Annotated in this window: 13 protein-coding genes; all 13 read left to right on the forward strand. The window is 39.5% G+C overall.

Features of this window, described 5'->3' with window-relative positions; all coding sequences use genetic code 11:
* The first annotated feature begins 32 nt into the window (after nucleotides 1–32).
* Nucleotides 33–1,016 (forward strand): biotin--[acetyl-CoA-carboxylase] ligase, encoded by a 984-nt coding sequence (locus tag HMPREF3032_RS01850; RefSeq protein ID WP_062401377.1) that lies wholly within the window; start codon nucleotides 33–35, stop codon nucleotides 1,014–1,016.
* Between the two features lies 1 nt (nucleotide 1,017).
* Entirely contained in the window at nucleotides 1,018–1,785 is a 768-nt protein-coding gene (locus HMPREF3032_RS01855) for a type III pantothenate kinase (RefSeq protein ID WP_009353081.1), read from the forward strand.
* The gene (gene dusB, locus HMPREF3032_RS01860) at nucleotides 1,769–2,779 is read left to right on the forward strand and encodes a tRNA dihydrouridine synthase DusB (RefSeq protein WP_062401379.1); all 1,011 of its coding nucleotides are present in this window, start codon (nucleotides 1,769–1,771) and stop codon (nucleotides 2,777–2,779) included. The genes HMPREF3032_RS01855 and dusB overlap by 17 nt, the downstream gene beginning before the upstream one ends.
* Nucleotides 2,780–3,045: 266 nt before the next feature.
* Nucleotides 3,046–4,878, forward strand: a complete 1,833-nt coding sequence (locus tag HMPREF3032_RS01865) for a carbon starvation CstA family protein (RefSeq protein ID WP_009353099.1) — start codon at nucleotides 3,046–3,048, stop codon at nucleotides 4,876–4,878.
* Between the two features lie 178 nt (nucleotides 4,879–5,056).
* Nucleotides 5,057–5,341, forward strand: a complete 285-nt coding sequence (rpsF, locus tag HMPREF3032_RS01870) for a 30S ribosomal protein S6 (protein WP_009353064.1) — start codon at nucleotides 5,057–5,059, stop codon at nucleotides 5,339–5,341.
* Between the two features lie 21 nt (nucleotides 5,342–5,362).
* On the forward strand, nucleotides 5,363–5,773 hold the full coding sequence (locus tag HMPREF3032_RS01875; RefSeq protein ID WP_009353084.1) for a single-stranded DNA-binding protein: 411 nt from the start codon (nucleotides 5,363–5,365) through the stop codon (nucleotides 5,771–5,773).
* 38 nt (nucleotides 5,774–5,811) lie between these two features.
* Complete coding sequence (gene rpsR / locus HMPREF3032_RS01880; protein ID WP_009353119.1) at nucleotides 5,812–6,042, forward strand: 30S ribosomal protein S18; 231 nt, start codon at nucleotides 5,812–5,814, stop codon at nucleotides 6,040–6,042.
* A 469-nt stretch (nucleotides 6,043–6,511) separates the two neighbouring features.
* The gene (locus HMPREF3032_RS01885; protein WP_009353123.1) at nucleotides 6,512–7,927 is read left to right on the forward strand and encodes an aspartate ammonia-lyase; all 1,416 of its coding nucleotides are present in this window, start codon (nucleotides 6,512–6,514) and stop codon (nucleotides 7,925–7,927) included.
* Nucleotides 7,928–8,288: 361 nt separating this feature from the next.
* Complete coding sequence (locus HMPREF3032_RS01890; protein WP_062401384.1) at nucleotides 8,289–8,666, forward strand: fluoride efflux transporter FluC; 378 nt, start codon at nucleotides 8,289–8,291, stop codon at nucleotides 8,664–8,666.
* Between the two features lies 1 nt (nucleotide 8,667).
* Entirely contained in the window at nucleotides 8,668–9,654 is a 987-nt protein-coding gene (locus HMPREF3032_RS01895; RefSeq protein WP_062401386.1) for a molybdopterin-binding protein, read from the forward strand.
* A gap of 103 nt (nucleotides 9,655–9,757) precedes the next feature.
* Entirely contained in the window at nucleotides 9,758–10,672 is a 915-nt protein-coding gene (locus HMPREF3032_RS01900) for a PLP-dependent cysteine synthase family protein (protein ID WP_062401388.1), read from the forward strand.
* Nucleotides 10,673–10,734: 62 nt separating this feature from the next.
* Nucleotides 10,735–11,361: a serine O-acetyltransferase EpsC gene (gene epsC / locus HMPREF3032_RS01905; RefSeq protein WP_009353111.1), complete on the forward strand. Its 627-nt coding sequence runs from the start codon at nucleotides 10,735–10,737 to the stop codon at nucleotides 11,359–11,361.
* A gap of 8 nt (nucleotides 11,362–11,369) precedes the next feature.
* The gene (locus HMPREF3032_RS01910; RefSeq protein WP_062401390.1) at nucleotides 11,370–12,158 is read left to right on the forward strand and encodes a carbon-nitrogen family hydrolase; all 789 of its coding nucleotides are present in this window, start codon (nucleotides 11,370–11,372) and stop codon (nucleotides 12,156–12,158) included.
* Nucleotides 12,159–12,282 lie beyond the last annotated feature (124 nt).

Here is a 12,282-nt window from a genome sequence, read left to right on the forward strand (position 1 = left end):
AAACCTCGATAAAGGTAAGGAGGCGACAAGCCGTGAGAGATGAAATACTAGACTTTTTAAAAGAAAACAGAGATCAATTTGTATCTGGGCAAGCGATGTCAGAGGCTTGCCAGGTGTCACGTACAGCGATTTGGAAGCATATAGAAGTACTACGTAAACGAGGCTATGTGATAGAATCTTTTACAAAAAAAGGGTATCGGTTGCTAGAAGAGCCGAATCTGATTAGTCCTGAAGAGATGGAAGGGGTATTACAAACAAAATCCTTTGGCCGTTATTATGTATATGAAGAACGGTTAGATTCCACAAATAGTATCGCAAAGGCCTTGGCTATGGATGGAGTTCCAGAAGGTACAGTAGTATGTGCAGAAGAACAATCTTCCGGTCGTGGTCGCTTATCTAGAGGTTGGTATTCTCCCTATGGAAAAGGGCTTTGGTTTAGCTTAATTCTAAGACCCAAGTTCTTACCTATGGAAGCGTCAAAATGTACCTTAATGGCAGGAGTTGCCTTAGTGAAAGCATTCCGCACCTTGGGGCTTTCAGAGGCGGGCATCAAATGGCCGAATGATATATTGGTAGGGTCTCGTAAAATGGTGGGTATTCTAACAGAAATGAATGGCACTATGGAAGAGATTAACTATATTGTCTTAGGGATTGGTATCAATACGCATACGACGATAGAAGAAGTTAGCGAGGATCTGAAAGATAAAGTCATGTCTTTTGCTATAGCTGGGATAGAGATAGATCGCAAAGAGGCCTTCGCTGTAATTTTAAAAGCCTTAGAGGATCAGTATGAAAAGGTGTGTCAAGAAGGCTTTGACTCTACTTTGGAAGAATGGAAAGAGTATAGTGTAACTTTATATAAAGAAGTACTGGTAAAAGCGCCAGATAAAGATTATATAGGGTATGCTAAAGATTTAGATAGAGATGGAAATCTGATCGTTCAATTAGAGGATGGACGTGAGGAACGTATCATAGCAGGAGATGTGTCTATACGCTCCACTGGAGGAGGATATTAAGATGTTATTAGTTGTAGACGTAGGGAATACGAATATCGTATTAGGCGTATATGAGGGAAAAGAAATTATGGCTCATTGGCGCATTTCTACAGATCGTGGGAGAACCACTGATGAATATGGCATGTTATTGAGCAATTTATTTCTTCACGATCCAAAGGTGAATAAAGAAGATGTGGAAGCTGTTATTATTTCTTCTGTAGTACCTCCTTTGAACCCTACGTTAGAGCGCGTGTGTTTGCGCTATTTTCATAAAAAACCATTATTCGTAGGCCCTGGTATTAAAACAGGTATTTCTATTAAATACGAAAACCCTCGTGAACTGGGAGCCGATTTAATTGTAGATGCGGTGGCTGCTTATGAAAAGTATGGTGGAAACTTAATTATCATTGACTTTGGCACAGCGACGACGTATTCTGCCGTATTAGATGGTGGTATATACTTAGGGGGCGCTATTTCTCCAGGTATTGGTATCTCTGCAGAAGCCCTATTTGGTCGCACTGCTAAATTACCACGGATAGAAATTAAAAATCCTGGTCCTGTCATTGGTCGCAACACAGTTGGTGCTATGCAGGCGGGCGTATTATTTGGATATGTTGGACAAGTGGAAGGCATTGTAGCTCGTATGAAACGAGAAATGCCAGAGGACACTAAAGTGGTAGCCACTGGAGGCTTAGCACCTCTCATTAGTGCTGAAACTGATGTGATTGACCACATTGATCCAATGATGACATTAGAAGGATTACGACTTATTTATGAAAGAAATCAATAATACATCCTGGCACATAGGACATGTCATAATTCCTGGCCGTATTGGGTTAGCGCCCATGGCTGGATTTAGCGATGTGTCCTATCGCTTATTAGCAAAAGAAATGGGAGCCTCTTTCGTGTGTACGGAAATGGTGAGTGCCATGGGGATTAAATACAATAATGAACATACAAAAGAATTGCTCTATATGGAAGCGGTAGAACAGCCTGTTTCTATGCAAATTTTTGGGTCAGATCCAGAAGCCATAGCCATTGGAGCAAAAGTAGTAGAGGCAGCGGGAGCGCCTATAGTAGATATTAATATGGGCTGCCCTGTGAAAAAGGTAGTATCCTCTGGAGATGGCTCTGCGTTGATGAAGACTCCAGAGTTAGCCATGAAGGTGGCGGAGGCAGCTGTGAAAGCAGTACATATTCCAGTGACTGTTAAATTGCGTCTAGGTTGGGATGAGACGTGTATCAATGTAGTAGATATGGCACAACGCATGGAATCTGTAGGAGTAGCTGCAGTAGCTGTGCATGGTCGTACTCGTGAACAGATGTATAGTGGTAAGGCCAATTGGGATTACATTAAAGAGGTGAAGTCTGCTTTGCAGATTCCAGTGATAGGTAATGGTGATGTGAACTCTCCTGAGAGTGCCAAGGCATTACTGGAATACACGGGTTGTGACGCTATGCTCATAGGACGTGCAGCGCAAGGGAATCCGTGGCTATTTCGACAAATTAAAGAATACCTAGAAACAGGTAGCTACAGCCCTAGTCCAACGGGATCAGAGCGAATTACTATGCTCTTACGTCATTATGAGTTGCTATGTCACTATAAAGGTGTGGACTTAGCAACTCGTGAGATTCGAACGCATGCTAGCTTTTATATCAAAGGATTGCCAGAGGCAGCAAGATGGAGAAATGCTCTCAATGTTGCTATGGGACGTGAATCATTTATCAACGTTGTAAATGACTATAAAACATACTTGGAAAGCCGTTCTGGGCATACAATGTAAGGTGTTTTGTGCATTCTGAAAGGACATGAAATCTTATTATATTGAGAATAAAGAAACTTCATAAGCCTAGAATGTATTGTAAATACGGAGTTTCTTTAAGACTAAATCAGTACCATTATGAGAAATAGTAAATTGACATGGATGATATTTGTAACTATAATTAAATCAGAAATACCAATTTACTTTTTTGCATAGATCATAGGGTGATGTCATGCAATGAATGGGTATATATAGCGTGACTCATCCAACATTTAGGGGGTGTATGTATGGTCATGAATGGTATTTATTTAGTTATTGCCTCAGCGTGTATCTTAATGTTAGGATATCGTTTTTATGGGGCATTCATAGCGGCGAAGGTGTTAACTTTAGACAAGTATCGAATGACGCCGGCTATGGTTCACAATGATGGACATGATTATGTGCCTACAAATAAATGGGTCACATTTGGTCATCATTTCGCAGCAATTGCTGGGGCAGGTCCTTTAGTGGGACCGGTAATTGCAGCACAATTTGGGTACTTGCCAGGTACTCTGTGGATTCTTATCGGCTCCGTATTTGCTGGTGCAGTCCATGATATGGTTATTCTATTTGCGTCTATTCGTTATGATGGTAAATCCATTGCGGATATTACCCGTGAAGAGATTAGCAAAATTGCAGGTTTAGGTGCTATGCTAGCGACGTTATTCTTGCTTGTTATTACATTAGCAGGTATGGCAGTAGTAGTAGCCAATGCGCTTCACGGCTCTGCTTGGGCATTTTTCTCAGTGTTTGCAACAATTCCTATTGCAATTTTTATTGGTATTTATCTACAATGGTTGCGTCCGGGAAAAATTCAAGAAGCAACAATCATTGGGGTTGGTCTTATTTTTGCAGCTATTATCTATGGTCCCAATGTAGCGGCTAGTGAATATGCATCTTGGTTTATTTATGATTTGAAAACAATTGAAATTATGTTAGCTGTCTATGGCTTCTTCGCAGCAGCATTACCAGTTTGGTTGTTATTAGCTCCTCGTGATTACCTATCTACCTATTTAAAAATTGGTACTATAGGAGCCTTAGCACTTGGTATTCTAATCGTTATGCCTGAAATCCAAATGCCAGCAGTGACAGAATATATTTGGGGTGGCGGTCCTGTATTGAAAGGTTCTGTATTCCCATATATTTTCATTACCATTGCTTGTGGTGCTTTATCTGGGTTCCATACGGTTATCGCAACAGGTACAACACCTAAAATGTTAACAAATGAAAGAGAAGTATTACCTATCGGTTATGGTGGTATGTTAACAGAATCTTTCATTTCTATGATGGCAATGATTGCAGCTACTGCACTGCATCCAGATGATTATTTTGCAATCAACTCTACGGCAGAATCTTTTAGAGCCTTGGGACTTCAAGTGCATGAATTACCAGCGTTATCAGCTCTAGTAGGGGAAGACTTGATGCATCGTCCTGGTGGCGCTGTATCCTTAGCAGTAGGTATGGCACATATCTTCTCTCGCCTACCTAATATGGATCATTTATTGGGCTATTGGTATCACTTCTGTATTATGTTTGAAGCCTTGTTCATCATGACTTTGATTGATGCAGGTACTCGTGTAGGTCGTTACTTATTACAAGAATTACTTGGCTTATACTGGCCTAAATTCAATGACCAACATTGGGCTCCTGGTGTATATGGTTGTGCTGCATTGATTTGTATCATGTGGGGATACCTAGTATTACAAGGCAACATTGGCACAATTTGGCCATTATTCGGTGTATCTAACCAATTATTAGGTACGATGACATTGGCAGTAAGTACAACAATCATCATGCGTTTAGGGAAAAAACGGTATGCTTGGGTAACAGGTGTTCCAACTATTCTTATGGCGATTGTAGCAGTCGCTGCTGATATTGAAAACGTATTCTTCAACTATATTCCAGCTGGTAAATGGATTTTAGTGGCCTTCTCTGTAGCTATGTTTATTATGATTCTTGTTGTATTAGTAGAGGCAATTCGTAGTTGGATTCGATTATCTACATTACCACAAGATTTTAGAACACAAGAAGAAGTAGAAGCTGAAAGTTACGCTAAATTAGCAAAACAAGCAGAAGCATAATATACATAATTAGTATGTTAATGAAATAGACATGGCTCCTTGGGGACTATGTCTATTTTCATATTTTTCTTGCAATTCAGACTAGAATGTTGTACAATAATAAGGCTTATTGATGGTAAGCATCTTCCTACCCCTATGTAAGATAGGGGCGTTAGTCCGAAAGAGGAGGTGATTTTGTATGAACAAATACGAAGTCATGGTGATTGTGAAACCAGCTGATGAAGAGACAAACAAAGCTACTTTTGATAAAATTGAGGCTTTAATTGCTCGTGTTGGCGGTACAGTTGAGAAAGTTGACGTTTGGGGTAAACGCCGTTTAGCGTATGCAGTAAATAAACATACTGATGGCGTATACGTATTGATTAACTTTGAAGCAGCTCCTGGCGAAATCAAAGAAATCGACCGCGTACTTAAAATCGACGATAACGTTCTTAGACACCTGATTGTAAAACACGAAGAATAATAGCCTAAGGAGGTTGAGGATATGAATTCTGTACAACTTTTAGGGAATTTAGCTCGTGACCCTGAGGTGCGTTACACAAAAACTGGTCGTGCTGTTGCTACTTTCACAGTAGCTGCATCCAATACATATGTGGATCAAAATGGCGAGACTAAGGAACAAACAGCGTTTGTAAATTGTGTAGCTTGGGGAAAATTAGGAGAAGCTGCGGGAAACTTGCGTAAAGGCAGCCGTTGTTTTGTAGAAGGTCGTATTGCGACTCGTTCTTACGAAGCACAAGATGGTACAAAACGATATGTAACAGAAGTAGTTGCTAATTTCGTGGGACAAGCCTTAGATACGCAATCATTTGATGCCTTTGACGGTGGTGCATCCAATTTTGATGATTTTGGTGCAGGTTCCGGTGCAGGCGCAGGTGAAGAAATTCCGTTCTAAGCTAAGAACTCCACAACTATATCAAAGGAGGTTTCTCAATGAGAAGAGATAGAGGCAGAAAACCAAGAAGAAAAGTATGTAACTTCTGTGTTGACCATGCTGATCAAATCGACTACAAAGATATTGCTAAACTTCGTCGTTTCACGACTGAACGTGGCAAAATTCTTCCACGTCGTATTTCTGGTGTTTGTGCTAAACATCAACGTAAATTGACACTTGCAATTAAACGTGCTCGTGCTATCGCGTTGTTGCCATTCACAGCAGAATAATTCAATACAAATATAAGCCCAGTAGCTAACTTAGTTACTGGGTTTTTTGTTTTCTAAAAGGGGTTTAAAAGGGTATAGTTTGAGTTCGTTGGCTCCTGGTTGGCACCACTTTTCAGGCTTTTTTGCGTGCGGTTGGAACCACATTTATTCTTTTGGAGTGTAGTTGGAGTTACCTTTTATATGTTTCCTATATAGCAGAGGGTCCTTGTCATATAGAACTGGATGTATTTACAACATAAATTTTATATCATATATATTCTTATATAGTCTATAGAAATATATAAAAATGAATAAAATTAATGATTGCTATAAGTTTTAGTTATTTTATTAGATATACAAGGAGGCATTATTCGGAACTAGAAAGCATGCACCTATTTTGTATACAAGATACATGATATAATACAGGTATATCATATACACAAAGCTTATACAGTAGATACACATGATATTATATGAAATGAGGTATACTATGAGAAAAGAACATGATTTTCTAGGTGAATTAGAATTAGCCGATGAGTTGTACTATGGGGTACAAACATTACGTGGTATTGAAAATTTTTTTATTACAGGTAAACAAATTGACTTAGATTTCGTAAAAGCTATGGCTATGGTAAAAAAAGCTTGTGCTTTAGCGAATATGAGTACTGGTCGTTTAGATGAAAAAATAGGTCAAGCGATTAGTCGTGCTGCAGATGAAGTGGTACGTGGTAATTTCAATGATCAATTTCCTGTAGATCCTATCCAAGGAGGAGCAGGTACTTCTTTTAATATGAATATGAACGAAGTATTAGCGAACCGTGCTTTGGAAATTTTAGGGTATGAAAAAGGTCAATATGACATCGTATCTCCGAATAACCATGTGAATATGGCACAATCTACAAATGATACCTTCCCAACAGCTATCAAAGTATGTGCGATTATGAAAAGTAAGCCTTTATTAATGGCACTTCGTCGTTTAGCAGATGAACTAGATAAAAAAGCTGAAGAGTATAAAGAAATTTTAAAAATGGGTCGTACTCATTTACAAGATGCGGTGCCAATTACATTAGGTCAAGAAATGGGTGCTTATGCATCTGGCGTGCGCCGTGGTATTCGTCGTATCAAATCTGCTATGTTAGAAGCACATACTGTGAATATGGGGGCTACTGCTGTGGGTACAGGCTTGAATGCAGAGCCTACGTATATCAAAGCTGTTGTAGATGAATTATCCCGTGTTGTAGGAGAACCGTTCATTACGGCGGACAACTTAATTGATGCTACGAACAATACAGATGTGTTTGCGGATATTTCTTCTGGATTGAAAGTAACAGCCCTAGTATTAATTAAAATGGCTAATGACTTCCGTTTAATGGCATCTGGCCCTCGTTGTGGTATTGGTGAGTTAAAATTACCGCCACGTCAACCGGGTTCTTCCATCATGCCAGGCAAAGTAAATCCAGTAATTGCGGAAGTGTTGAACCAAACTTGTTACCAAGTTATTGGCAATGATTTGACAATTTCTCTTGGCGTAGAAAATGGACAATTCGAATTAAATGTTATGGAACCAGTGATTGCTTATAACTTGTTCAACTCTATGTGCTACTTAAAAAATGCGGTAAATACATTTGTAGATAAATTGTTAGTTGACCTTGAAGTAGATAAAGAACAATGTGAATATTGGTTAGAACGTTCTGTTGGTATCGTAACAGCTTTGTTGCCGCATATTGGTTATGAAAATGCCTCTGCTTTGGCAAAAGAAGCGTTGGAAACTGATCGTAGCGTAAAAGAAATCATTCTAGAACAAGGATTGTTAACGAAAGAAGAAATGGATTATATTCTTTCTCCGAAAGAAATGACGCGCCCTGGTATTGCGGGTCAAGATTTAGTAAAAAATCCTGGAAACTAATGTATATAAAGGAACTGCTTAGAAATAGGCAGTTCTTTTTTGTTGTATCAAAGTAGTTGAGCTAGGTAGTCTATGTGGGCGTTCTTTAATATAGCGCTTATAGGTAAGCTCTCTGTAACACGTAGTAGGAGTTATATTGGTATGGAGCTTGTATGAATCTAGTATACGTACTAGCTTATGCTACATGAGAGATGTAATGTGTGTACAATGTTGGTACGACATATAGTGAAAAAAATAGTGGGTACTTCTAATATAGGGTGTAACTATAACAACTTATATATAAATCGAGAGAGAAAAATTCGCAGTTTAGTATATAATCCGCTTAGGGTGGTGTATAATAAAGGAATAAAGGAGTTTGATTATGAATGTATATATAGCAGTGGCTATTGGTGGGGCTATTGGTGCCATGACGCGGTATGGCATTGGACAGTATATGGTCACGAAAGGAGCACTGTATCCTTGGGGAACGGTGCTAGTAAATATCATAGGGTCCATGTTCATTGGATTGGGTATGGCATATATTGAAGGGCAACCTAATGTATCACCTTGGGTTAAACTGTTATGTATTACAGGGTTTTTAGGTGGGCTGACAACCTTTTCTACCTTTATCTTTGAAGGATATATGCTGCAAGAGAAAGGTTTGTGGTATATGCTATCCTACATGGGTGGACAGGTATTGGTTGGGTATGGCCTGTGCGGGCTAGCTTTCACCATTGGTAAACGAATGTGGGGATACTAAAATGAAAGAAATACATGTAAAAGATGCAGTGGGTCAAGCACTTTGCCACGATATTGTGCGCATCGTCATTGGAGAAGTAAAAGACACACCATTTAAACGAGGACACATCATCAGAGCGGAAGATGTGGAATTATTATTGCAATTAGGAAAAGAGCATATTTATGTAATGGAAGAATCCGACTATAATTTAGTTCATGAGGAGCAAGTAGCAGAAGAATTATATCGTTTCTGTGAACATCCATCTCTCAGCCCTACCCCAGTACAACAAGGCAAGATTGAAGCCTTGGCAAATCATGATGGTGTATTGACCGTGGATGTGGAAGGATTGCATGAAATCAATAGTATTGGGGAGTTGACCATTGTTACAAGATTACACGGTACACCTGTAAAAGCTGGGCAACCGGTAGCAGGCATGCGATGTATTCCATTATTATTAGAAGCATGGCAGTTAGAAGAAGCGAAACGATTACGTGAAGGTAAGGAGCCTATCTTACAAGTCTACCCATTTGTGCGTAAAAAAATGGGTATTGTTACTACAGGTAGTGAAGTCTTTGCAGGGCGCATTCAAGATGCTTTCACAGCGGTTATCCAAGACCGTGTAGCGGATTATGGTGTAGAACTGGTAGCTCATGAAATTGTGCCAGATAATACAGATCAAATTGTGGAGGCCATAGACAAAGTAAAGTCCCAAGGGGCAGAGATTATATTCTGCACGGGTGGTATGAGTGTAGATCCTGATGATTTAACCCCAGGTGCCATTGCACGTCGTGCGAAAGAAGTGGTTACTTATGGGCTACCAGTGTTGCCAGGCTCTATGGTGTGCATTGCGTATTTGGAAGATAGCACGCCAGTACTGGGGGTACCAGGTGGTGTATTGTACAATAATCCGAGCGCTTTTGATGTGATAACGCCACGTTTATTAGCAGATGTACGAATCACAAAAGAAGATTGCATTCGTATGGGGCATGGTGGCTTTCAATCAAAATAAGTAAAATTTTGAGAAGAATGTAGTTGACAAAATCAAATCCTATCTATAGAATAGGAATAAAATTAAGTGTTTTATATTGAAGTCTAAGTAGAGGAGAATAAGTATGGCTGTTGTAAAAAATGCAATTGACTTAATTGGAAACACACCAATGTATCGAATTCCAGATACTAATGTATATGTGAAATTAGAAAAATACAATGCCGGTGGCAGTGTAAAAGATCGTGCTGTTCTTGGTATGTTGCAAGATGCGCAAGAAAAAGGCTTAATTAAAAACGATACTATTATTGTAGAAGCCACAAGTGGTAATACCGGTATTGCTTTAGCTATGCTAGGTGCTATGTTGTCCATTAAAACAATCATTATTATGCCTGAAAGTATGAGTAAGGAACGTCGTGAATTAATTAAAGCCTATGGAGCACAATTAATTTTAACTCCAAAAGAATTAGGTATGAAAGGTGCTCTTGGAAAGGCACAAGAAATTCTTGATAACTATCCTAATGCAGTGACTTTGGGGCAATTTGTTAACCCAGCAAATCCACATGCACATTATGAAACAACAGCGAAAGAAATTTTGCGCGATGTGCCTAACGTAGGTATTTTCGTAGCTGGCATTGGTACAGGTGGCACCTTCACAGGTGTAACAAAAGCTTTAAAAGAGCAACACCCATATATTAAAGCGGTGGCCGTAGAACCGGAAGGCTCTCCAGTTATTTCTCGCGGTACTGGTGGGGTTCATAAAATTCAGGGTATTGGAGCTGGATTTATTCCAGAAAACTTCGACTCTTCTTTGATGGATGAAGTACAAACAGTAACCGATGAAGATGCCATCGAAGAAGTAGCTAACTTCATGCGTGAAACTGGTATTGGTATTGGTATTTCATCAGCAGCTGCGATTTTTGTGGCTCGTCAATATGGTCGTAAATTCCCAGATGTAGACGTTGTCGTGGTAGCTCCAGATGGAGTAGAAAAATATTTATCTATGATTCAATTTGAAAGTGTAGATTGGATTCATTCTTAATCGATTGTGATACAAAAGATAGCATGGTCTAGGCCATGCTATCTGTGTATAGGGAGGAATTTATGAGAGAGGTATGGAATTCTATTCGATACAATATACAGCGTGTATTACAATCTGATCCAGCGGCCACCTCTTGGTATATGGTAGTGTGGACATATCCTCATATAACAGCATTATTTTGGCATTTTTTTGCGCATCGTCTATATCGAAAAGGTTGGTTTACTTTGGCCCGGCGAGTAGCATTACATGCACGTCGAGTAACGGGCATAGAAATTCACCCAGGCGCGAAAATTGGTAAAGGCTTATTTATTGACCATGGTATGGGGGTTGTCATTGGTGAAACTGCTATTGTAGGAGATAATGTGACACTCTTTCATGGGGTGACTCTTGGAGGGATGGATTCTCGTAAGATAAAACGTCATCCTACGGTGGAAGATGATGTGCTTATCGGTGCAGGCACAAAGGTGCTAGGTGATATTACGGTAGGAAAAGGTTCAAAAATAGGCTGTAATCTGGTCATTAAACGAGATGTACCAAAGAATGTGATCATTTTTGAAACGGAACCAGAGCATATTATATATCGTCGCCCTAAAGTAGATCGTTTTGACAAAGGATCCTATGTACCACGACGGCATGCGTTGCCATTAGAGCCAAATGACTTTACTGATCATATGGCTTGGCACATTTAGGAGGAATGATGAAAGAGTTACGATTAGGTATCATTCAATTAGCTACAGAGATTGGACAAGTGGATAAAAATTTTGAGACTCTAATGGAGAAGGTGCGAGCTGTGGCTAAGCAGGGGGCTGATGTAGTAGTATTACCAGAAACTTGGAATACTGGCTTTATGACGGGTCCAGAGTTACATGCATTGGCAGATGAATCAGGTCAACGGGCGCAAGCTTTGTTGGGTGAATTGGCGCAATCAGAACATGTGAATATCTTTGGTGGATCAGTAGCTGTTAAAGAAGGAGACACTATCTACAATAGAACCTATGTATACAACCGCAAAGGGGAATTGCTATCTACGTATGATAAGATGCATGGGTTTAGTCCTGCCAAAGAAAATGAATATTTCACGGGTGGTAATTCGATTCATAACTTTACATTAGATGGTGTGCTTTGTTCCAGTGCCACATGTTATGATATTCGTTTTCCCGAACTAATTCGTAAATCAGCATTACAAGGGATAGAATTATTCTTTTTGCCAGCTCAATGGCCATTGTTACGTTTACATCATTGGCAAATATTAAATCAAGCTAGGGCTATAGAGAATCAAATGTTTTTCTGTAGTGTTAATGGTTGTGGAACTATTGGTAAATTACCAATGGCAGGTCACTCGATGGTAGTAGACCCTTGGGGTGAAGTGTTATTAGAATGTGATGAAACGCCGCAAACTCACATAGTAACTATTGATTTAGACATTGTAGACCACATTCGCTCTAAAATTAATGTGTTTCGTGATAGAAAACCAAATTGTTATTAATAGAATTAGTATGCATTTTAGGAATATATATAATTGACCATAGGTATTGCCAAGATGTAATACCTATGGTATAGTATATAAGTACTCAGTACACGGCCCCGTGGTGTAGCGGTTAACATGTCGC

Origin of the sequence: Veillonella sp. DNF00869, assembly GCF_001553345.1 — a bacterium.
Lineage (GTDB): Bacteria > Bacillota > Negativicutes > Veillonellales > Veillonellaceae > F0422.

Excerpts from the sequence above, each read along its gene's own strand:
- HMPREF3032_RS01855 (WP_009353081.1), top strand. The coding sequence starts at position 1,018 with ATGTTATTAGTTGTAGACGTAGGGAATACGAATATCGTATTAGGCGTA.
- dusB (WP_062401379.1), top strand. The coding sequence starts at position 1,769 with ATGAAAGAAATCAATAATACATCCTGGCACATAGGACATGTCATAATT.
- HMPREF3032_RS01865 (WP_009353099.1), top strand. The coding sequence starts at position 3,046 with ATGGTCATGAATGGTATTTATTTAGTTATTGCCTCAGCGTGTATCTTA.
- rpsF (WP_009353064.1), top strand. The coding sequence starts at position 5,057 with ATGAACAAATACGAAGTCATGGTGATTGTGAAACCAGCTGATGAAGAG.
- HMPREF3032_RS01875 (WP_009353084.1), top strand. The coding sequence starts at position 5,363 with ATGAATTCTGTACAACTTTTAGGGAATTTAGCTCGTGACCCTGAGGTG.
- rpsR (WP_009353119.1), top strand. The coding sequence starts at position 5,812 with ATGAGAAGAGATAGAGGCAGAAAACCAAGAAGAAAAGTATGTAACTTC.
- HMPREF3032_RS01885 (WP_009353123.1), top strand. The coding sequence starts at position 6,512 with ATGAGAAAAGAACATGATTTTCTAGGTGAATTAGAATTAGCCGATGAG.
- HMPREF3032_RS01890 (WP_062401384.1), top strand. The coding sequence starts at position 8,289 with ATGAATGTATATATAGCAGTGGCTATTGGTGGGGCTATTGGTGCCATG.
- HMPREF3032_RS01895 (WP_062401386.1), top strand. The coding sequence starts at position 8,668 with ATGAAAGAAATACATGTAAAAGATGCAGTGGGTCAAGCACTTTGCCAC.
- HMPREF3032_RS01900 (WP_062401388.1), top strand. The coding sequence starts at position 9,758 with ATGGCTGTTGTAAAAAATGCAATTGACTTAATTGGAAACACACCAATG.
- epsC (WP_009353111.1), top strand. The coding sequence starts at position 10,735 with ATGAGAGAGGTATGGAATTCTATTCGATACAATATACAGCGTGTATTA.
- HMPREF3032_RS01910 (WP_062401390.1), top strand. The coding sequence starts at position 11,370 with ATGAAAGAGTTACGATTAGGTATCATTCAATTAGCTACAGAGATTGGA.